The organism is Nocardia sp. NPDC056000 (assembly GCF_042269265.1).
In the GTDB taxonomy this organism is placed as follows: Bacteria; Actinomycetota; Actinomycetes; order Mycobacteriales; family Mycobacteriaceae; genus Nocardia.
Map to the genome: position 1 here is coordinate 252,135 of NZ_JBHJXS010000003.1, position 24,149 is coordinate 276,283.

3 protein-coding genes are annotated in these 24,149 nt (G+C 69.7%); all 3 read left to right on the forward strand.

All coding sequences use genetic code 11. The features are described 5' to 3' along the window. Positions 1 to 42: 42 nt before the first annotated feature. From ACFC4D_RS09850 to ACFC4D_RS09860, 3 genes are read left to right on the forward strand one after another with little or no spacing between them, the layout of a single operon-like run. Positions 43 to 23,235 carry a non-ribosomal peptide synthase/polyketide synthase gene (locus ACFC4D_RS09850; RefSeq protein ID WP_376062417.1) on the forward strand — a complete coding sequence of 7,731 codons (23,193 nt, stop codon included), beginning with the start codon at positions 43 to 45 and terminating at the stop codon, positions 23,233 to 23,235. Beyond that, a complete protein-coding gene (locus ACFC4D_RS09855; protein ID WP_364635621.1) occupies positions 23,232 to 23,444 on the forward strand; it encodes an MbtH family protein in 213 nt (70 codons plus the stop codon). Before ACFC4D_RS09850 ends, ACFC4D_RS09855 begins: the two co-directional genes overlap by 4 nt. Then, on the forward strand, positions 23,444 to 24,037 hold the full coding sequence (locus ACFC4D_RS09860; protein WP_376062418.1) for a fasciclin domain-containing protein: 594 nt from the start codon (positions 23,444 to 23,446) through the stop codon (positions 24,035 to 24,037). The genes ACFC4D_RS09855 and ACFC4D_RS09860 overlap by 1 nt, the downstream gene beginning before the upstream one ends. Positions 24,038 to 24,149 lie beyond the last annotated feature (112 nt).

The following is a 24,149-nucleotide window of genomic DNA, read 5'->3' on the forward strand; positions in this document are numbered from 1 at the left end:
GGAGAAAGTCCTGATTCCTCTATCGGCGATTGGAGTGTTTTGATGACCGCCTTGGCCTCGGAGCCCGCAGGTCGTGACGCATCGGACACCGTTAGCTCTTTCCCCTTGTCAGAGGCGCAGACTGGTATCTGGAACGCCCAGCACATCGCGCCCGGTGTCCCGCTGACGGTCGCGCAGTACGTCGAGATCCACGGCGATTTCGACATTCCTCGCCTCGGTCACGCCATGCGTCTATGTGCTGATGATTTGCAGAGCTTTCGGCTGCGCATCGTCGAGGTAGCAGGCAGCCCACGGCAACTGGTCTTACCGGACGATTCCATCGATATCGACAGGCACGACTTCCGCTCCTGCGACGATCCGCGCGCCGCGGCCATGGCCTGGATGCGGCGCGACTGCGCCGAGCCCATCGCACTGCTGGACAACCGGCTCTATGCCACGGCCGTATTGCGTACCGGCGAGGCCGAATACCTCTGGTACGCCAAGATGCATCACATCGCCATCGACGGTTACGGCGCCATGCTGCTGGTGGCGCGGATCGCCGAGCACTACAACGCGCTCACCGACGGCAGCGCGCCCAGTCCGGCCGCCGCGCCCGATCTGCGCGCGCTGTACGAACACGAATCCGCCTATCGCGAATCGTCGGCCTTCGAACAGGACCGGCGCTTCTGGCGCACCCAGCTCGACGCCATCGACTCCGCGTTCACCCTCAGCGACCGCTACGGTCCCGCCGAGGCCGATCGCTGGATCGAAGGCGGCATGCTCGCACCGGCCTGCCTCGCCGAACTCGATTCGGCGCGGGAACGACTGGGCGAATCGCGCGCGACGCTGCTCACCGCGGGCGTCGCCGCGTATCTGGCTGCGGTCACCGGACGCTCGCGGGTCACGCTGAGCCTGCCTGTCACCGCGCGCACCACCCATGAGCTGCGCATGTCCGCGGGCTACGTCTCCAATGTGATTCCGCTGCACATCGATATCGCCGCCGCACGCAGCATCGCGGACCTGGCCGCGACGGTCGGCCCGAACATTCGGGACGCGCTGCGTCACCAGCGCTACCGGCACGAGGATATGCAGCGCGATCGCGGGGGCGCGGGCGAACACCGCAGCTTCTTCGGCCCGGTGCTGAATATCATGCTGTTCCACAACGGCATTCGCTTCGGTGACGCCGCGGCGACCATGCATCTGCTGTCCACCGGTGCGGTCGAAGATCTGTCGATCAATATCTACAACGGCTCCGGCCCGGGTGAGCTGCATGTCGACTTCATCGGCAATCCGGCCAGGTACACCGCCGAGGAGTTGCGCGCGCATCACCGCCGCTTCCTGGACTACCTCACCGAATTCCTCACCACCGCACCGGAATCCGGGCTCAATGAGGTGACGGTGCTGAGCCCGGCCGAACGTGAGCTGGTACTGCGGGAATGGGCGCTCACCCCGGCCCGGTCGCTGCCCGCGACCACCACCCTGGCCGAACTGTTCGACGCCGCCGTCGCCGCGCACGCTGGGGCGACCGCGGTACTGCACGGTGATTCGACCCTGACCTACGCCGAACTCGACGCCCGGGCCAATCGTCTGGCCCGGGAGCTCATCCGGCACGGGGTCGGACCCGAAACGCTGGTCGCGGTGGCGCTGCCGCGCTCGATCGATCTCGTGGTCGCACTGCTCGCGGTGATCAAGTCCGGCGGCGGGTATCTGCCCGTCGATCCGGACTATCCCGCCGATCGCATCCAGTACATGCTCTCCGACGCCCGCCCGGCCTGCGTGATCACCACCGCCGCATTGCCTTCGGCGCTGCCGGGCGAGCTTCCGGTGATCATGATCGAGGCGGTCGATCCGGCCGCGGACGGCTCACCCGTGACCCCGGCCGACCGGATCGGCGCGCTCACACCCGGAAATATCGCCTACGTCATCTACACCTCGGGCTCCACCGGCCGCCCCAAGGGCGTACAGATCCCGCACGCCAATGTGGTGACCCTGTTCGCGAACACCGCCGCCGACTACGCCTTCGACCACCACGATGTGTGGACGCTGTTCCACTCCTACGCCTTCGACTTCTCGGTGTGGGAACTGTGGGGCCCGCTGCTGCACGGCGGCGCGCTCGCGGTGGTGGACTATGAGACCTCCCGCTCGCCCGAGCTGTTCCTGGAACTGCTGCGCCGCGAACAGGTGACGGTGCTGAACCAGACCCCGTCGGCGTTCTCCCAGCTGGTCGCCGCCGACCGCGCGGCGGCGGACCTCGATCCGAGCGCACCGCCACTGGCGTTGCGCTACATCATCTTCGGTGGTGAGGCGCTCGAGCCGCGCCGCCTGGCGGACTGGTATCAGCGGCATGAGGAGACCGCGCCGCGCCTGATCAATATGTACGGCATCACCGAGACCACCGTGCACGTCACCTATCGCGCACTCGATCGCGCGGCCGCGGCGGCGGGCGGCGGCGGTATCGGGCACGCCATCCCCGGGCTCGGCATCTTCCTGCTGGACCATCGGCTGCGGCCGGTGCCGATCGGCGTCGCCGGTGAAATCTATGTCAGCGGTGAACAACTCGCGCGCGGCTACCTGGGGCAGCCCGCGCTGACCGCGACCCGTTTCGTGGCGGACCCGTTCGGCGCGCCGGGCACCCGGCTGTACCGTTCCGGCGATCTGGGGCGCTGGACTCCCGCCGGAGAGCTCGAATACCTCGGCCGCGCCGACGATCAGGTCAAGGTGCGCGGCTTCCGCATCGAACTCGGTGAGATCGAGGCCGCGCTGCTGGCCCAGGACCGCATCGGCCAGGCCGCGGTGATCGTGCGCGACGACGATTCCGGCGAACCCGCCATCGTCGCCTACGTGGTCACCGAATCCGCTGCCGCACTGGATATTCCGGAACTGCGAGCCGCGCTGGGCGAACGCCTGCCGGACTATATGGTGCCCGCCGCGTGCGTGGTCATGGACGCGATCCCCTTGACCGCCAACGGCAAACTCGATCGTCGCGCCCTGCCCGCGCCCGTCGCGGCGACCGTCACCTATCGCGCACCGGTCACCTCGGCCGAGCGCGTGGTCGCGGCGGTGCTCGGCGAGGTGCTCGAGATCGACCGCATCGGCCTGGACGACGGCTTCTTCGCGCTCGGCGGCAATTCGCTGAGCGCGACCCGGGTGGCCGCCCGCATCGGCGCGGAACTCGGTGTGGCCGTCCCGGTTCGGCTGGTGCTGGAGGAGACCACGGTCACCGGTCTGGCCGCCCGGGTGGCCACGCTGCTGCCCGCACCGGCGCATGCCGAGCTGGTCGCGCGCCCGCGTCCGGCGCATATCCCGCTCTCCCCGGCGCAGCTGCGCGTCTGGTTCATCAACCGCTTCGATCCGAGCGCCCGCACCTACAACATCCCCTTCGCGGTCCGCATGACCGGTGATCTGGATATAGCGGCACTGCGCGCGGCGGTCGCGGATCTGATCACCCGGCACGAACCGCTGCGCACCGTCTTCCCGGACAGCGCCGAGGGGCCGCACCAGCTGATCCTGGCCGCGGAGCGTGCGGTGCCGGCGCTCGAACTCGCGGAGGTGAACGCCGCCGAACTCGATGATCGCTTGCGCGCCATCGGCTCTCGCGGATTCGACCTGACCACCGAGACCGCGCTGCGGATGGAATTGCTGCGCACCGGAGTCCGGGATCACGTGCTGGCCGTGGTCATTCACCACATCGCGGCCGACGGCTGGTCACTCGCACCGTTTTTCGCGGATCTCTCGCACGCCTACACAGCGCGCACCAGCGGGCGGGCTCCCGGCTGGGCTCCGCTGGCGGTGCAGTACGCCGACTACAGCCGGTGGCAGGCCGAAACCCTCGGTGATGCCGCCGATCCGTCGAGTCTTGCGGCGGCACAACTGGATTACTGGCGCACCCGGCTCGCCGATCTGCCCGACGAACTGTCGCTGCCCTACGATCGCCCCCGCCCGGCGGTGCAATCCTTCCGGGGTGCGAAGGCGGGCGTATCGGTGCCCGCCGCCGCGCACGCGGATCTGCTGCGGCTCGCGCGCGATACCGATGCGACCCTGTTCATGGCCGTGCACGCGGCCTTCGCGGTCCTGCTGTCTCGGCTGTCAGGTGGCCTCGATATCGCGGTCGGCACCCCGGTCGCCGGTCGCGGTGAGGCACAGTTGGACGCCCTGATCGGCATGTTCGTCAATACGGTGGTGTTCCGGGCGCAACCCGATCCCGCCGAATCCTTCCGCACCTTGCTGATCCGGCAGCGCGCCCTGGATCTGGCGGCGTTCGCGCACGCGCAGTTGCCGTTCGAGCGCCTGGTGGAGGAGCTGAACCCGGTGCGCTCCACCGCCCGGCATCCGCTGGTGCAGATCGGCTTCTCCTTCCAGAACCTGGGCCGCATCGGCATCGAACTGCCCGGGGTGACGGTGTCCGGCAGTGAGATCGAGACCGGCGTCGCCCAATTCGATCTGCAATTGGTGCTCACCGACGAGTACGACGAGTCGGGCGCACCGGCCGGTATCACCGGCCACTTCGTCTATGCCACGGATCTTTTCGACGAGAGCACCGTGGCCGGAATCGCCGGTCGCCTGGAACGGCTGCTCGCCGATGTGGCCGTCTGCCCCGATCAGGTGATCGGTGAGCTGGAGCTGCTGGATCGGGCCGAGCGCCGGCGCATCCTGCAGCGCTGGAACGCCACCGGCCATCCGGTCGACCCGCGCCAAACCCTGGTGTCGCTGTTCGCCGCACAGGCCGCGCGCACACCGGGGGCGGTGGCCCTGGTGGACGCGTCCGGCCCGGCCGAGCCGGGGTCGCTGACCTATCGCGAATTCTCCGAACGGGTGAATCGCCTTGCCCGCCATCTGATCTCACTCGGCGTCGGACCTGAGGTCCGGGTCGCGCTGGCCATGCGCCGCTCGGTGGAGCTGATCGTCGGCATGTACGCGGTATCCGCCGCGGGCGGCGCGTATGTGCCGCTGGACCCGGATCAGCCCGCCGAACGCCTGGCGGCCATCCTGGACACGGCCGCCCCGAACTGTGTGCTGACGGTGCGCGCGGACTCGGACAGCCTGCCGCGCAACGGCATGGCGGTGCTCGAGATCGATGCGCTCGATCTGTCCGCGCTGCCGCCGTACCCGGTGCTCGACCATGACCGGATCACCTCGCTGCGCGCACTGAACACCGCGTACGTCATCTTCACCTCCGGCTCCACCGGACGACCCAAGGGCGTCGCGGTACCGCATCGCGCGGTGGTCAACCAACTGCTCTGGAAACACACCACTTTCGGCATCACCGGTGATGACACCGTGCTGCTCAAGACCGCCGCCACCTTCGACCTGTCGGTCTGGGAGTTCTATTCGGGTCTGCTCACCGGCGGCCGCACCGTGATCGCCGCGGCGGACGCCCAGCGCGATCCGGTCCGATTGACCGCGCTGATCCGGGAACAGCGGGTCTCGGTACTGCACCTGGTGCCGTCGCTGCTGACCGCGCTCACCGCCGGTTCGCAGGCGGAGCTATCGGATTCGGTGCGCGCGGTGCTCGCCATCGGCGAAGCGCTGCCCGCCGCGATCGCACAGCGCTTTCGCCGGGCCAATCCCGCTGTCCAGCTGTGGAATCTGTACGGCCCCACCGAGGCCGCGGTCTCGGTGACCGCGCACCTGGTCGACGACGCGGACGCGGACGGTGTGCCGATCGGTCGCCCGGAGTGGAACACCCGGGTCTATGTGCTCGACGCCCGTCTGCGCCCGGTGCCCGCCGGGGTGGTCGGCGATCTGTACCTGGCGGGAATCCAGTTGGCGCACGGCTATATCGGGCTGGGCGCGCTGACCGCGGAGCGGTTCGTACCGGATCCGTTCGCGGCCACCGCGGGCGAACGCATGTACCGCACCGGCGATCTCGCGTCCTGGAGCGCGGCCGGAGAGCTGGAGTACCACGGGCGCACCGACTTCCAGGTGAAGGTGCGCGGATTCCGCATCGAACTCGGCGATATCGAGGCCGCGCTGCTGGCGCAGGACGATGTCGACGCCGCGGTCGTGCTGGCGCATACGGACGTGCGACGCGGTGAGCAGCTGGTGGCGTACCTCGCGCCCGCTCCGGGCCGGGATATCGATCCGGACGCGCTGCGCACCCGGCTCGGCGCACTGCTGCCCGCCTATATGGTTCCGGCCGCGCTGATGGTGCTGCCCGAACTGCCGGTGTCCGCGACCGGCAAGGTGAACCGGAACGCCCTGCCGGAACCGGTGTTCACCGTGGCCCGCTTCCGCGCGCCCGGCACCCGCACCGAACGGGCGGTGGCCGCGACTCTCGCGGAGGTGCTCGGCATCGAACAGGTCGGTCTGGACGACGACTTCTTCGCCCTGGGCGGTAATTCGCTGCTGGCGACCAAGGTCGCGGGGCGACTCGGCCTGACCCTGCGTACCCGGGTGGAAGTGCGGGCGCTGTTCGACGCGCCCACCGTCGGTGCGCTCGCCGAACTGCTGGAGCGTTCTATGCCCGCGGTGGCGCGGCCGGTGCTGGAAGCGGGGGAGCGCCCCGCCCGGGTGCCGCTCTCGCCGGCGCAGCAGCGACTGTGGTTCCTCAATCGGTTCGACAGCACATCCGGCGCGTACAACATCGCGATCGGACTGCGACTGTCCGGAAGTCTGGAACCCGTTGCCCTGCACCAGGCTCTGGCGGATGTGGTGGGCAGGCACGAGGTGCTGCGCACCGTCTTCCCGGAGGACGCCACGGGTCCGCACCAGGTGGTGCGGGCGACCACGGTGGAGGTGCTGCCCTTCGCCGCCATCGACTCGGGCGTCGGTACCGCCGATGCCGATGCGCTCGAATTCGCCTCCGCCGGTTTCGATCTCACGACGCAACTGCCGATCCGCGCCGCATTGCTGCGGCTGAGCGCGACCGAGCACCTGCTGGTGGTGGTCATTCACCACATCGCCGCCGACGGCTGGTCGCTCACCCCGCTGGCCGCGGATGTGGCGACCGCGTACGCGGCCCGCCGTTCCGGGTCCGCGCCGCAATGGTCCGCGCTGCCGGTCCAATACGCGGATTTCAGTGTGTGGCAACACGATATGCTCGGCAGCCCCGAGGATTCGGACAGCCTGGCCGCGGAACAGCTCGGGTACTGGCGCGACCGGCTCGCCGAGCTGCCCGAATGCCTGGAACTGCCCGCCGATCGGCCGCGTCCCGCCGTGGCATCGCAGCGCGGCGCGACCATCGACGCACCGCTGGACGCCGGATTGCACACCGCGGTGACCGCGCTGTCCCAGCGCTATGGCGTCAGCGTGTTCATGGTGCTGCACGCCGCGCTGGCGGCGACGCTGGCGCGACTGGCCGCGACCGAGGACATCGCCATCGGCACACCGGTCGCGGGCCGTACGGATCCGCGCCTGGACGATCTGATCGGCATGTTCGTCGGCACGGTGGTGCTGCGCACCGCCGTCGATACCGGCGCATCGTTCGCGGACCTGCTCGGCACCGTGCGCGAGGCCGATCTGGATGCCTTCGCACACGCCGAACTGCCCTTCGAACAGCTCGTGGACGCGCTGGCCCCGACCCGTTCGGCCGCACATCATCCGCTGTTCCAGGTGATGCTGTCGCTGCACAGCTCCACCCCGGCACCGCTGCGACTGCCCGGACTGGAGGCTGTCGCCAGTGCCCTCGCCACCGGCGGGGCCCGCTGGGATCTGGAATTCACCCTCATCGAAAGGCAGACCGCACAGGGTGATCCGGCGGGCATCGACCTCGCCCTGACCTACGCCACCGATCTGTTCGAGGCGGAGTCCGCGCGCCAATTCACCGAACGGTTCACCGCGATGCTCACCGCCGCGGTGGCGGATCCGGAGCGTCCGGTCGGCGCGCTGCCGCTGCTCACCCCGGCTGAAATCTCCGCTCTCACACCGGTTTCGGGTCCGACGGCGGCCCCGGAGCGCACGCTGGCCGATATCTTCGTGGCCGCTGCCGCGATCGACCCGGCGGCCATCGCCGTGCGCTTCGGCGACGAGCAACTGACCTACGCCGAATTGGACCGGCGGTCGAACCGGCTCGCCCGCCTGCTCATCGCGCACGGCGTCGGCCCGGAAACCATCGTGGCACTCGGTATTCCGCGCTCCATCGACTCGGTGTGCGCCACGGTGGCGGTGGCCAAATCGGGTGCGGGATTCCTGCCCGTCGACCCCGCCTATCCGGAGCGGCGCATCGCGCACATGCTCACCGATTCGGGCACCCGCATCGGCGTGACCATGACCGCACAGCGTGCCGCGCTGCCGGATCAGGGAGTCAGCTGGCTGGTCCTCGACGATCCGGCGCTCACCGCTCGCGTCACCGCACTGCCGGACGGTCCGATCACCGATGCGGATCGCACCGCACCGCAACGGATGTCGGATATCGCCTACCTCATCTACACCTCGGGATCGACCGGTACGCCCAAGGGTGTGGCCGTCACCCATACCGGACTCACCAATTTCACCCACACCATGTCCGATCGGTTCGGTGTGGAATCCGGTTCCCGGACACTGCATTTCGCCTCGCCCAGTTTCGATGCCGCGGTGCTCGAACTGCTGCTGGCCTGGGGTGCGGGCGCGACGCTGGTCATTGCCCCGGCACAGCTCTACGGCGGCGCGGAACTCGCGGAACTGCTGGAGCGCGAACAGGTCACGCACGCCTTCCTCACCCCGGTCGTGCTGGCTGGTCTTGACGCCGATGCTCACTCCCTGCCCGCGCTGCGCAGCCTGATCGTCGGCGGCGAGGCGGTGGGCGCGGAACTCGTCGAGCGCTGGGCGGCCGGTCGCCGGTTGTTCAACGCCTACGGTCCCTCCGAGGCGACGGTCGCCGTCGCCATCTCGAACGCCCTGGTGCCGCAGCGGCAGATCGTGCTCGGCGGCCCGATTCAGGGCACCGGTCTGGCCGTACTGGATCGCCATCTGCGACCCGTTCCGGTCGGCGTGGTCGGTGAGCTGTACATCAGCGGCGCGGGCCTGGCGCGCGGTTACCTCGCGCGGCCGGGGCAGAGCTCTGCCCGTTTCATCGCGGACCCGTTCGGTGCGGCCGGTGCGCGCATGTATCGCACCGGCGATCTGGTGCGCTGGACGAGCGACGGTGAACTGGTGTTCGTCGGCCGCGGCGATGACCAGGTCAAGGTGCGCGGCTTCCGGATCGAACTGGGCGAGATCACCGCGGTGGTCGCGGCCCTGCCCGGGATTCGCTTCGCGCACACCGAGGTTCGGCACGATGCGGCCGGGCGCGCGCATATCGTGAGCTATGTGCTGGCCGACCCGCCGCATACGGTGGACCCCCGGGCGGTGCGCGCACACGTGGGCACCCGGTTGCCCGCGCATATGGTGCCGTCCTCGGTCACCGCGCTCGCCTCGATCCCCTTGTCTCCCAGCGGAAAACTGGATCGCCGCGCCCTGCCGGATCCGGAGTGGGACGCGGGCCTGACCGCAGGCCGGGCACCGGCGACCCCCACCGAGATCCTGGTGGCGGCGGAGATGGCCGAGCTGCTGGGCCGCGAGCAGGTCAGCGCCGATCACAGCTTCTTCGACCTCGGCGGCAACTCGCTCTCGGCGACCGGGCTGGTATCCAGGATCGCGGCCGCGTGCGGAATCCGCCCGGCGGTCCGCGATGTCTTCGAACATCCCACGCCCGAGGGCCTGGCCCGCGTGCTGGATCAGGCTGCCGGACAGACGTTCTCGGATCGGCCGCGACTGGGCGCGCTCACCCGGCCCGCGCGGGTGCCGCTGTCCTCGGTGCAGATGCGCCTGTGGTACCTCAATCAATTCGATCCCACCTCGGGCGCGTACAACATTCCGGTGGCGCTGCGGTTGCGCGGTGCGATGGACGAGCCCGCGCTGCGCGCCGCCCTCACCGATGTCATCGCCCGGCACGAGATCCTGCGCACCCTCTACCCGCTCGACGATGAGGGCGTGCACCAGGTGGTGATGCCGATTCATGAAGCGCCACTGCCGCTGTCGGTGCTGGAGACCTCCCCGCTCGAACTCGAACAGCATGTCGAGGTCGCCGCCGAACAGGGCTTCGATCTGACCGCGGAACTGCCGTTGCGAGTCGAATTGCTGCGCACCGGAAATGACGAATACGCCCTCGCGCTGGTGGTGCACCACATCGCCATGGACGGCTGGTCGCTCGCACCGCTGGCGACCGATCTGATGACCGCCTACGCGGCCCGCCGCACCGGGCGCGCGCCCGAATGGTCGCCGCTGGCGGTGCAATACGCGGATTACTCGGTCTGGCACGCCGAACTGCTCGGCGACGAGGACGATCCGCAGAGCGTGGCCGCGCGGCAACTGGACTACTGGCGTACGCGATTGGCCGGTATCCCGGACTGCCACGATCTGCCCACCGATCGGCCCCGGCCCACGGTGGCCACCCATTCCGGCGGTTCGGTGCGCGCCCGCGTGGACGCGGACCTGGCCGTGCGGGTGGCGGAACTGGCGCGTAAGCACGAGGTCAGCGAGTTCATGGTGCTGCACGCCGTGCTCGCGGTCCTGCTGGCCCGGCTCGGCGGCAGCTCCGATATCGCGATCGGCACCGCCATCGCGGGCCGCGCCGAACCCGAACTCGACCGGCTCATCGGCGCTTTCGTCGGCACCCTGGTGCTGCGCACCGGCGTCGACGGCGGCGCCTCCTTCACCGAGCTGCTGCGCACCGTGCGCGAGGCCGATCTGGAGGCGTTCGCGCACGCGGACCTGCCGTTCGAACGCCTGGTGAAGGCGGTCAACCCGGATCGCTCCACCGCGCACCATCCGCTGTTCCAGGTCAGCCTGTCGCTGGACAATTTCGCCGCACCGGCGCTGCGACTGCCCGACCTCGAGGTCGGCATCACCCGAATCGACCCGGCCGCGGCGAAATTCGATCTGCAATTCGCCTTCACCGAGGCGGCGGACAGCACCGGGCGGACCGGCGAGCTCGAATTGTGCCTGACCTATGCCACCGATCTGTTCGACCGCGGCACCGCGGTGGAAATGGCCCGCCGCTTCGTGCGCCTGCTGGACGCGGCGATCACCGATCCCGCTGCGGCCGTGGGTGATCTGGCACTGCTCACCCCGCTGGAGGCGCGGTCGCTGGCCCCGGTCCGCGGCGCGCTCACCGATACCGTCCGCACGCTGCCGGAGTTGTTCGCCGCCGCCGCGACCGATCCCGATCGCATCGCGCTGGTCTCGCGCACGCGCACGCTGACCTATCGTGAACTCGACGAATGGTCGAATCGCCTGGCGCGCACCCTGATCGCCCAGGGAGCCGGACCCGGTCAGGTGATCGCGCTGGGGTTGGCGCGCTCACTGGAATCGGTGCTGGCCACCGTGGCGGTCACCAAGACCGGTGCGGCCTATCTGCCCGTCGACGTGCGCCATCCCGAGGACCGGATCCGGCATATGCTCACCGACTCGGGTGTGCGATTGGGCCTGACCATCGCCTCGGATCGCGAGCGCCTGCCCGCCGAACCCGGCGTGTCCTGGCTGCTGCTCGACGAGCTGGATGCCACCGGATCCATTGCCCCGGTGACGGATTCGGAGCGTTCACGACCGCTGCTGGCCGATGATCTGGCCTACATCATCTACACCTCCGGCTCGACCGGCCTGCCCAAGGGCGTCGCGGTGCCGCATCGCGGCCTGGCCGCTTTCGCCTTCGAGCAGCGCGATCGATACGGCCTGGAATCCCGCAGCCGCACCCTGCATTTCGCGTCGCCGAGTTTCGATGCCTCGGTGCTCGAACTGCTGCTGGCCTGGTCGGTGGGCGCGACCATGGTGGTCGCCGCCGCCGATATCTACGGTGGTGACGAACTGGCGGCCCTGCTGGAGGACAACGGGGTCACGCACGCCTTCATCACCCCCGCCGCGCTCGCGACCATCGATCCGGTGGCGTGGCCGTTGCGCGCGCTGCGCTGCCTGGTGGTCGGCGGTGAAGCCGTCAGTCCGGATCTGGTGGCGCACTGGGCGGGCGATCGCACCATGTTCAACGCCTATGGTCCCTCGGAAGCGACCGTGGCCCCGGCGATTTCGGAGGCACTGGCCCCGGATCGCCCGGTGGTGCTCGGCCGTCCCATTCGAGGAGCCGCCCTCGCCGTGCTGGACACCCGGCTGCGTCCGGTGCCCGTCGGAGTGGCGGGCGAGCTGTATGTGTCCGGGATGGGTCTGGCCCGCGGCTATGTCGGCCGGGCCGCGCTCACCTCGGATCGTTTCGTGGCCAATCCGTACGCCGCGGCCCCCGGTGAGCGCATGTACCGCACCGGTGATGTGGTGCGCTGGAACGGTTCGGGCGAGCTGGTGTTCGTCGGCCGCAGCGATGATCAGGTGAAGATCCGCGGCTTCCGCATCGAACTCGGCGAGATCAGCGCGGTGCTGGCCGGATATCCCGGAATCGGCTTCGCGCACACCGAGATCCGCGCCGATGACACCGGCACCCCGCGCATCGTCGGCTATGTGGTGCCGACCGGTTCGGAGCGACCGGATCGGGACGCGGTGCGCGCCCACGCCGCCACCCGGCTGCCCGGTTATATGGTGCCCGCGGCCGTCACGGTGCTCGAACGCATTCCACTCGCGCCCAGCGGCAAACTCGACCGCCGGGCATTGCCCGACCCGGAATACGAAGTGGCGCCGGGCCGGGCGGCGGAGACCCCCGCCGAGATCATGGTCGCCACGGCGATGGCCGAGGTCATCGGCCTGGACAGCGTGTGCGCCGACCATGACTTCTTCGAACTCGGCGGCACCTCGCTGTCGGCGACCCAGCTGGTGGCGCGCATCGCGACCGTGACCGGTCGCCGCCTCGGCGTGCGCGCGGTCTTCGAACATCCGACCCCGCAGGAGCTCGCCCGCTTCGTGGACGAGCTGCTGGCGCAGGACGATCCGGCACTGCCCGAACTCGGCCGGGCCACTCGCCCGGCCCGGGTGCCGCTGTCCCCGGCGCAGGCGCGACTGTGGTTCCTGAACCGGTTCGACACCGAGTCGGGGGCGTACAACATTCCGGTGGCGCTGCGGCTGCGCGGCACACTGGATCGCGCGGCGCTGACCGCGGCACTGGGCGATGTGGTGCGGCGGCATGAGTCGCTGCGCACCCTCTTCCCCCAGGACGCCGAGGGTCCGCATCAGGTGGTGCTGCCCGAGGCCGCGGCCGAATTCGAACTGCCGGTGCGTGATTCGGCCGCCGAATCGGTGCAGGAGTGGCTGTGCGCACTGGCCGTGCGCGGCTTCGACCTGACCACGGAGCTGCCGCTGCGCGCGGAACTGCTGTGCGTCGGCGAGCACGAGCATGTGCTCGCGGTGGTCGTGCACCACATCGCGGCCGACGGCGGTTCCACCGCACCACTGGCCGGGGATCTGGCCGCGGCCTACACCGCCCGGCTGCGGGGCACTGCGCCCGACTGGGCCGAATTGCCCGTGCAGTACGCCGATTTCAGCATCTGGCAGCACGAGTTGCTCGGCGATGAAGCCGATGCCGGAAGTATCGCCACCCGCCAGCTCGGGTACTGGACCGACCGCCTGCGCGGACTGCCCGAATGCCTGGAACTGCCCGCCGACCGGAACCGCCCGGCGCAGCCGTCGCAACGCGGCGCCTCGGTGACCACGCGGCTGGAGGGCTCCTCGCACGCCGCCCTGGCACGCCTGGCCCGCGACCATGACGCGACGCTGTTCATGGTGCTGCACGCGGTGCTCGCGGTGCTGCTGGCCCGGCTGGCCGGGGTCGCCGATGTCACGGTGGGCACGCCGATCTCGGGCCGGTCCGATGCCCGGTTGCACCCGCTGATCGGCATGTTCGCCGGCACGCTGGTACTGCGCACCGAGGTCGATCGCGCCGCATCGTTCACCGAATTGCTGACTTCGGTGCGCGATCACGATCTGAATGCCTTCGCGCACGCCGATATTCCGTTCGAACGCCTGGTGGAGGCCATCGATCCGGTGCGCTCCACCGCGCATCACCCGCTGTTCCAGGTCATGCTGTCGGTGCATGACGCCATGCCGGGGCTGCCGCGCCTGGATGAGCTCGAGGTCACCGTGGCCGAGATCGAATTGGAGATCGCGAAATTCGATCTCCAGTTCACCTTCACCGAATCCCGTACCGCACAAGGGGATCCGGACGGTATCGATATCCGCCTGACCTATGCCACCGATCTGTTCGACCGGGCGACCGCCGAACGGCTCGGTGCGCGGTTCATTCGATTGCTGGCCGGGGTGAGCGGCCGCCCGCATACCGCGGTCGGCGATATCGACCTGCTGTCGGTGCCCGAGCGCGCCGACCTGGTGCCCGCGCGCGGGGTGAATGGACCGGTCGCGGCGACCCTGCCCGAACTCTTCACCGCCGCCGCGGCCTCCCGCGATGCCCTTGCGGTAGTGGCGGATTCGGGATCGATGAGCTACGGCGAACTCGATCAGCGATCCAACCGGGTGGCCCGCGCGCTCATCGCGCACGGTGTCGGCCCCGGCGATATCGTCGCGCTGGGCCTGTCCCGGTCACCGGATTCGGTGCTCGCCACGGTGGCGGTCACCAAGACCGGTGCGGCTTTCGCGCCGATCGATATGCGCTATCCCGCCGAGCGAATCACTCATATGCTCACCGATTCCGGTGCGCGCGTGGGTGTGACGAATGCGCCCGATGTCACGGCTTTGCCGCGGGGGCCGCGCTGGCTCACGCTGGCCGAGTTGGAGCGGACCGGCAGCGCCGCGCCGATCGGCGAGCACGATCGTGTCCGGGGCCTGGGCATCGACGATGCCGCCTATATCGTCTACACCTCCGGGTCGACCGGTGTGCCCAAGGGCGTGGCGGTGACCCATCGCGGCCTGGGCGGCTTCGCGGTGGAACAGCGCACCCGCTACGGCATCGAAGCCGACTGCCGGGCACTGCATTTCGCCTCACCCAGCTTCGACGCCGCGGTGCTCGAACTGCTGCTCGCGTGGTGCACGGGCGCGACCCTGGTGATCGCCGCGCCGGAGGTGTACGGCGGCGACGAACTGGCCGAACTGCTCGAACGCACCGGGGTGACGCACGCGTTCATCACCCCCGCCGCACTGGCCAGCATCGACGCCACGCGCTGGCGGCTGCCCGCACTGCGCTCGCTGGTGGTGGGCGGTGAGGCGGTCGGCACCGAACTGGTGGCGCGCTGGGCGGTCGGTCGATCCTTCTACAACGGATACGGCCCCACCGAAACCACCATCATGAGCGTGATCTCCGAACCGCTGGCCGCCGATACGGCCGTCGTGACGCTGGGGCGGCCGGTGCGTGGCACCGCCGTGGTCGTCCTGGACGAACGGCTGTGCCCGGTGCCGCCGGGTGTGGCCGGAGATCTGTACATCAGCGGAGATGGGCTGGCGCGCGGCTACATTCGGCGTCCCGGCCTCACCGCGCACCGCTTCGTGGCGAACCCGTTCGCGACGGTGCCGGGCGAGCGGATGTACCGCACCGGTGACGTGGTCACCTGGACCGATACCGGTGAACTGGTATTCGTCGGCCGCAGCGATGACCAGGTGAAGATCCGCGGCTTCCGCGTCGAATTGGGCGAGATCACCGCCGTGGTCACCGAGGCCGAGGGAATCGCGTTCGCGCACACCGAGATCCGCGCGGACGCGGCGGGTCGTCCGGCGATCGTCTGCTACATCGTTCCCGCCGGTCCGTCCGATGCGGCGGCGGGGCAGAGTGGTGATCGGAACGGCTCCGGTGCGGCGGGCGCACGCCCGGCGATCCCGGATACCGCGCTGCTGCGCGACTTCGTCGCCGAACGCCTGCCCATCCATATGGTGCCCGCGATCTTCGTGCCATTGGCGTCGATTCCGCTGTCGCCCAATGGAAAACTGGATCGTCGCGCCCTGCCCGAGCCCACCTGGGCGGCGGGTGCGCAGGGGCGCGCACCGCGCACCCCGGGGGAGAAGCTGGTGGCGCGGGTCATGGCCGAGGTGCTCGGCCATGATCAGGTGTGCGCCGATCACGGCTTCTTCGAACTCGGCGGCAATTCGCTCTCCGCGACCCAGCTGGTCGCGCGTTTGGCGGCGGCCTCCGGACAGCAGCTCGCGGTCCGCGCGGTCTTCGAACATCCGACACCGGCGGAATTGGCGCTGCTGCTCGATGATTCGGTCGGCGCCATCGCACGTCCGGCGCTGACCGGTGGTGCGCGGCCCGCGCGCATCCCGCTGTCCCTGGCACAGCAGCGGCTGTGGTTCCTGAACCGGTTCGATACGGTCTCCGCGGCCTACAACGTTCCGGTGGGCCTGCGGCTGACCGGACGCCTGGACGCGACCGCGTTGCAGCGGGCGGTATCGGATGTCGTCGAGCGGCACGAGGTGCTGCGCACGATCTTCCCCGAGGACGCCGACGGACCGCATCAGCTGGTGCTGGACGCGGCCGAGGTGACGGTGCCGTTCACGCGCATCGTGTCCAGCCCGCACACCGTGGCCGCCGATGCGCTCGAACCCGCGCAGCCCGGATTCGATCTGGCCGCGCAGATTCCGATTCGCGCGGCACTGTTGCGCGTCGGCCTGGACGAACACGTGCTGATCCTGGTGATCCATCACATCGCCGCCGATGGCTGGTCGCTCACACCGCTGGCGGGGGATCTGGTCACCGCCTACCGGGCGCGCGGCGCCGGAGCCGCGCCCGAATGGTCGCCGCTGCCGGTGCAGTACGCGGATTTCAGTGTGTGGCAACGCGAATTGCTCGGTAGCGAGGACGATGCGGACAGTCTCGCCGCGCAACAGCTGCACTACTGGACCGAACATCTCGCGGGCCTTCCGGAATGCCTGGAACTGCCCGGTGACCGCCCGCGCCCGCTGGTGGCCTCGCATCGCGGCGAGAGCATCGTGACCCGGATCGACGCCGAACTCCATGCGCGCGTGCTGGATTCGGCCCGGAGCCACGATGTCAGCGTCTTCATGCTGTTGCACGCGGTGCTGGCGGTGCTGATCGCCCGCACCAGCGGGACCGGTGACATCGCCATCGGTACCGCCGTGGCCGGACGCGGTGACGCGGCGCTGGACGAGCTGATCGGCATGTTCGTCGGCACCCTGGTGCTGCGCACCGAGATCGACGGCGCGGCCGCGTTCACCGAGGTGCTGGCGGCGGTGCGCGAGGGCGATCTCGATGCCTTCGCCCATGCCGACCTGCCGTTCGAGCGACTGGTCGAGGTGCTCAATCCGGTGCGCTCGACCGCGCACCACCCGCTGTTCCAGGTGAGCCTGTCGCTGACCAATATGGGGTCGCCGACCGTGCGCCTGCCCGAGGTCGCGGTGGCCGAGTTCCCGGTCGATCCCGGACTGGCCAAATGCGATCTGCAGTTCACCTTCACCGAAAGCCATACCGCACAGGGCGTTCCGGACGGCATCGAGATGTCGCTGACCTACGCCACCGATCTGTTCGACGCCGCGACGGCCGAACATATGGGCGGTCGCTACGTGCGGCTGCTGGCGGCGCTGGTGGCCGCTCCGCGTACCGCGGTCGGCGATGCGGATGTGCTCTCGGCGTGGGAGCGCTCGACCCTCATGCCCGCACGCGGTGCGGCCGCCGCCGCGTCGATCACGCTGGCGGAACTGTTCGCCCGGGCGGTCCGGGCCGATCATCCCGCGCTGGTCGCGGGCGATCGGACGCTCACCTACGGTGAACTGGACGCCTGGACGAACCGGTTGGCGCGCAAGCTGATCGGCCACGGTGTCGGCCCCGGCACCGTGGTGGCGCTCGGTCTGTCCCGCTCGGTGGAATCGGTGGCGGCCTCGCTGGCCATCGCCAAGACCGGCGCGGCCTTCCTGCCGGTGGATGTGCGGCACCCCGCCGATCGCATCCGGCATATGCTCACCGATTCCGCGGTGCGCTTCGGGCTCACCCGTCCGGCCGATCGCGGTGCGCTGCCCGCCGATTCGGGCGTGGAGTGGATGCCGGTCGACGAGGCCGCCGAGCAGTCCGGCGCGGCGCTGACGGACCGGGAGCTGCGGCGCACCCCGAGCCTGGACGATATCGCGTATTTGATCTACACCTCCGGCTCCACCGGTCTGCCCAAGGGCGTCGCGGTCACCCATCGCGGTCTGCTCAACTGCGCCGAGGTGCAGCGGGTCCGGTTCGGTGTCGAACCCGCCTCGCGCACCATGCATCTGGCCTCGCCGAGCTTCGATGTGGCGGTGCTGGAACTGCTGCTCGCCTGGTGCGCGGGTGCGACCATGGTGATCGTCCCGACCGATGTCTACGGTGGCGATCCACTGGCCGAGTTGATCGAGGCCGATGCGGTGACGCACGCGGTCATCACCCCGGCCGCGCTGGCCAGTATCGATTCCGCGCGCTGGTCGCTGCCGAGCCTGCGCACCATGATCGTCGGCGGTGAGGCGTTCGACCGGGATCTGGTGCAGCAGTGGGGACCCGGCCGCGACATGGTGAACGGCTACGGCCCGTCCGAGGCCACCATCGCCACCACCTTCTCCGAGCCCATGCGCCCGGATCGGCCGATCGTGCTCGGCCGCCCGATGCGCGGGGTGACCACGGTGGTGCTGGACGCGCGCCTGCGGCCGGTGCCGCCGGGCGTGGTCGGCGAACTCTATGTCGGCGGTATCGGGCTGGCGCGCGGCTATCACCGCCGCGCGGCGCTCAGCAGTGCGCGGTTCGTGGCGAATCCGTTCGACGACAAGGGTTCCCGGATGTACCGCACCGGTGATCTGGTGCGCTGGAACGCCGAGGGTGATCTGGTGTTCGTCGGCCGCGCCGACGATCAGGTCAAGGTGCGCGGCTTCCGCGTGGAGCTCGGTGAGATCACCGCGGCCGTCGCGGCGTGCGCGGGAGTTCGATTCGCGCACACCGAGGTTCGCGATGACGAGGGCGGGCGCGCGCATATCGTGTGCTGGTTCGCCGTCACGGCGGACGCGGTGGTGACCCCGAAGGAGCTGCGCGATCAGCTCGCGCAGCGACTTCCGGGTCATATGGTGCCGACGGCTTTCATGCCGTTGCAGTCGATTCCGCTGTCGCCCAACGGCAAACTCGATCGCCGGGCACTGCCGGAGCCGACCCTGACGGTGGCCGACACCGGACGCGCGCCGGTCACGCCGAGTGAGATCACCATCGCCGCGGCCATGGCCGAGGTGGTCGGTCGCGAACGCGTCTGCGCCGATCACAGCTTCTTCGACCTCGGCGGCAATTCGCTCTCGGCCACCCAGCTGGTGGCGCGCATCGCCGCGAGTTCGGGCTGCCGCCTGGAGGTGCGCGCGGTGTTCGAACATCCGACACCGGAATCCCTTGCGGTGGTACTGGATCGGGCGCTGTCCGCGGGTGGTTCGCACCGCCCGGCCTTGCAGGCCCGGCCCCGGCCCGCGCGGGTGCCGCTGTCCCCGGCCCAGCAGCGACTGTGGCTGCTGAACCGGTTCGACGCGGTGTCGGGCGCGTACAACATCCCGCTGGTGCTGCGCCTGCGCGGTGCGCTGGATACCGATGCGCTGCGCGCGGCCGTCGCCGATGTGGTGCACCGGCACGAGGTGCTGCGCACCGTGTACCCGGCCGATGCGAACGGTCCGCATCAGATCGTGCTGCCCGTCGCCGATCCGGCGCTGGCGGTGCCGGTGACCGAGGTCGCCGCCGCCGGGGTGCCGGAGTTCATCCGGTCCTTCGGGGCGACGGGATTCGATGTCACGCGCGAGCTTCCGATTCGCGCCCGGCTGCTGCGCCTTTCCGCCGAGGAGCATGTGCTGGTCCTGGTCGTGCACCACATCGCTGCCGACGGCGCGTCCGCCGCACCGCTGGCCGCGGATCTGGCACTGGCGTACACGGCCCGGGAGGCGCGCCGCGCGCCCGAATGGGCTCCGCTCCCGGTGCAATACGCCGATTTCAGCCTGTGGCAGCACGAGGTGCTCGGCGGTGAGGCGGATCCGGAGAGTCCGGCCGCCCGTCAGCTCGCCTACTGGACCGGCAAGCTCGCCGATCTGCCCGATTGCCTCACCCTGCCGACCGACCGGCCGCGTCCGCCGGTGCCGTCCCAGCGCGGGGCCACGGTGCACACCCGCATCGACGCCGAATTGCACGAGGAACTGACCGAATTGGCGCGCCGCCACGGGGTCAGCGTCTTCATGCTGCTGCACGCGGTGCTGGCGGTGGTGCTGAGCAGGCTCGGCGGCACCTCGGACGTGGTGGTCGGCACCCCGATCGGCGGTCGTGTCGATCCGCGACTGGACAGTCTGGTCGGCATGTTCGTCGGCACCCTGGTGCTGCGTACCCGGGTCGCGGGCGCGAGTTCGTTCACCGAGCTGCTCGATACCGTGCGCGAAACCGATCTGGATGCCTTCGCGCACGCCGATATTCCGTTCGAGCGGCTGGTCGAGGCGCTCGATCCGGTGCGCTCGGCGGCGCACCATCCGCTGTTCCAGGTGATGCTCTCGGTGCACAACACCGTGCCCGGACTGCCGAAGCTGGGCGCGCTGGACGTGCTCGCCGAGGATCCCGGTTTCGAGGCGGCCAAGTTCGATCTGCAATTCACGCTGACCGAAACCCAAGCCGGCGACGGTGTTCCGGACGGTATCGAACTGAGCCTGAGCTTCGCCGCCGATCTGTTCGACGCGCACAGCGCCGATCAGCTGTGCGGGCGGTTCGTACGGGTGCTCGGGGCGGCCGTGGCCGATCCGGGCGCACCCGTCGGCAATCTCGATCTGCTCGATCCGGACGAGACCCGCCGCCTGGTGCCCGCACGCGGTCCCGCCACCCGGGGACCGGTGGCCTTCCCCGCGGTGTTCGGCAATGCCGTCGCCGCCGCGCCCCGCACCGTCGCGGTGCGCGATCGGGAGATCCAGATGAGCTACCAGCAGCTGGATCTGTCCACCAACCGGCTCGCGCGGGCACTGCTCGCGCGCGGTGTCGGACCGGAAAGCTATGTCGCGGTCGGTATTCCGCGGTCGGTGGACTCGGTGCGCGCCATGCTCGCGGTGCTCAAGACCGGTGCGGCGTTCCTGCCCGTCGATCCGGCGTACCCGGCCCGGCGCAAGGAGCACATGCTCACCGATTCCCGCGCCGCGATCGGCCTGACCGTGGCGCGCTGCCGGGCGGAACTGCCGGACGGCGCGCACTGGCTGGTGCTGGACGATCCGTCCTTCGCCACCGAGATCCGCGCGTATTCCGATGCGGCGCTGGCCGATACCGAATTGCACGGCCGTCCGCATCCGGCCAATCCGGCGTATCTGATCTACACCTCCGGTTCCACCGGCCTGCCCAAGGGCGTGAGCGTCACGCACGCGGGCATCGCCGACTTCACCGCGGAGCTGGCCGAACGCGGCGGCGTCACCGGCGAATCGCGGGTATTGCATTTCGCCTCACCGAGTTTCGACGCCGCGATCCTGGAGCTGCTGCTCGCGCTGGGCTCGGCCGCGACCCTGGTGCTGGCCGACGCCACCGTGTTCGGTGGCGCGGAACTGGGCGAACTGCTGCGCTCGGAACGGATTACGCACGCCTTCATCACCCCGGCGGCACTGGCCACGGTCGAACCCGAACAGCTCGAGGAACTCGAGATGATCATGGTCGGTGGCGATCGCACCGGACCGGAACTGGTGGAACGCTGGACCGCGGGCGCACCGCAGCGCACCATGCTCAATGCCTACGGGCCATCCGAGGCCACGGTGGCGGCGACCATCAGCGCACCGCTGCGCCCCGGCGCGCCGGTCACCATCGGCGCACCGCTGCGCGGTTTCGGGCTGACCGTGCTGGACGACCGGCTGCGCCCGGTACCGCTCGCCGTCCCCGGTGAGCTGTACCTGGCCGGAACCGCTTTGGCGCGTGGCTATCACGATCGGCCGAGCCTGACCAGCGAGCGGTTCGTCGCACATCCCTTCGGCGGACCCGGCGAGCGCATGTACCGCACCGGCGATCTGGTGCGCTGGGTGCTGCGGCCCGCCGGGCTCGAGCTCGAATACCTCGGGCGCGGTGACGATCAGGTGAAGATCCGCGGCTTCCGCATCGAATTCGGTGAGATCGACGCCGCGTTCGCCGGCTATCCAGGCGTGCGGGCCGCCACCACCATCGGGTACGAAATGGGCAGCGGCGCCATGATTCTGGCGGCGTACGTCAGCGGTGATGCGGGACTGAACCCCGCCGAGCTGCGCCGGCACGTCGCGTTGAGCGTGCCGGGATATATGGTGCCGCAGGCGATCGCGGTGCTCGATACGCTGCCGCTCTCCCCCTCGGGCAAGCTCGATCGGGCCGCCCTGCCCGAACCGGTGCTGCTGTCCGCGGCCGGTTACCGGGCTCCGGCCGACGCGGCCGAGGCGCTGGTGTGCGAATGCTTCGGTGCCACACTGGGGCTCGACACCGTCGGCGCGGACGACAATTTCTTCGAGCTCGGCGGAAACTCCTTGCTGGCAACACAATTGGTGGCAGCCATCCGGGAGCGCGGCGGCATCGAAGTACCCATGCAGGCGTTGTTCCTGGATCCGACCCCGGCCGGGATCGCCGCCCGCATGAGCAGCCCGGACAGCACCGGCCCCGATCCCATCGAGGCCGCGCTGCTGCCGCTGCTGCCCATTCGCGCCGAAGGTGAACTGCCGCCGCTGTTCTGCGTGCACTCGGTGAGCGGCGTGGCCTGGAGTTACACCGGGCTGCTCCCGCATCTGGAATCCGAGCGTCCGCTGTACGGTCTGCAACTGCCGCACCTCACCGAGGACGCGAGCGGGCTGGACACCATCGAGCAAGTGGCGCAACGCTATATCCGCGAGATCCGGACGGTGCAGCCGCACGGTCCGTACCACCTGCTGGGCTGGTCGCTGGGCGGTCTGATCGCGTACGAGATCGCCATCCGGCTGCGGGCGGCGGGGGAGCGGGTGGACCTGCTGGCCATGCTGGACAGCCGGGTGCTGGCCGACGAACCCGAGATCGCCGACCCCAGCGCCGGGGAGCTGCTCGCCGCGCTGCTGGGCGATGCGAGCCTGGCCGCGGAGAATGTCTCCTCCGAGCGGGCCGCCGAACTGCTGCACGAACATCAGGGCCCCTTCGGCTCGCTCGATGCCGCGCACGTGGAACGGCTGTACGCGGCATATCTGGCCGGAACCAGCATGGGTTACAGCTTCCGGCCCGGCCGCTACGACGGTGATCTGCTGTATTTCACCGCCACCGAACAGGATTCGCCGATCATCGCCAACCGCCCGCCCGAGCCGATCCCCGGCGCCGGACCCTGGCGGCGCACCGTCGGCGGTGAGATCCACGAACGCTTCATCGCCTGTTCGCATGTCGATATGGGCTCACCCCGGGCGCTCGACGAGATCGGCCCGGTGCTGTGCGACCACCTGCGCGATATCGGCGGGCGGTCGGAGGTTTCCATCCACACCGGAGCAGAAAGGGACCATCGATGAGTGCCACCAATCCGTTCGACAACCCGGAGGGCCGCTTCGCCGTACTGGTGAATGCCGAAGGCCAGCATTCGCTCTGGCCGGACTTCGCCGCGGTGCCGGACGGCTGGCAGGCGGTCTACGAGGGCGATCGGGTCGGCTGCCTGGCCTATGTCGAAATGCACTGGACCGATATGCGCCCGAACAGCCTGATCGCCGCGACCGAAGAATGATGCGGTATCCGGCCGTGGCCGCGCTGGCACTCGCCGTCGCGGCCTCCGGCCCGTTCGGCAGTCCGCCCGAGCAGGCCGCGGGTGAGATCCCGGTCCCGCCGCTCGCCGCCGGGACCGGTGCGGCGCATTCGGAACCGCCCGAGCTGATCGGACCCGGCTGCGACGAATACCGCTCCGCCGCAAAGGCATCGGGAGATCCGGCGGCCTTCACACCGCATACCGCGCTGCTGGACGCGCTGCTCTACCCGCCCGCGACGCCGACCGCCCGGTCGGCGCGGGCGGGCCGCGCGCCCCGGCGCATCACCATGTTCATCCCCACCGCCACCGCGCTGTCCGAGTTGGCTCCGGAGGCGGCCGCGACCTTCCGCACCGATCCGGCCGCCGTACTCAAACTCATCGCGTACCAGACGATTCCGCTCGAGCTCACGCCCGACGCGCTGCCCGGTACCCACCCCACGCTGGAGGGGCACAGCCTGACCATCACCCGCTCGGGTCCGGTTATCCGGATCGGTGCGGCGGGTTTGGTCTGCGGTGGTTTCCATACCCCCACCGCCACCGTATATCTCATCGATCGGGTGCTCACCCCGTCATAGAAATGGTGATTTCGTGCAATTCAGGCATTAAAGGCGAATGTATCGACATTCATGGTTTCCGCGCTGAAATACCCACCGCCGGTTAACATCTGCGATTGGTCGCACTACAGTG

What these genes read in the sequence shown, in the direction of transcription:
- ACFC4D_RS09850 (WP_376062417.1), top strand. Translation starts at nt 43, where the DNA reads ATGACCGCCTTGGCCTCGGAGCCCGCAGGTCGTGACGCATCGGACACC.
- ACFC4D_RS09855 (WP_364635621.1), top strand. Translation starts at nt 23,232, where the DNA reads ATGAGTGCCACCAATCCGTTCGACAACCCGGAGGGCCGCTTCGCCGTA.
- ACFC4D_RS09860 (WP_376062418.1), top strand. Translation starts at nt 23,444, where the DNA reads ATGCGGTATCCGGCCGTGGCCGCGCTGGCACTCGCCGTCGCGGCCTCC.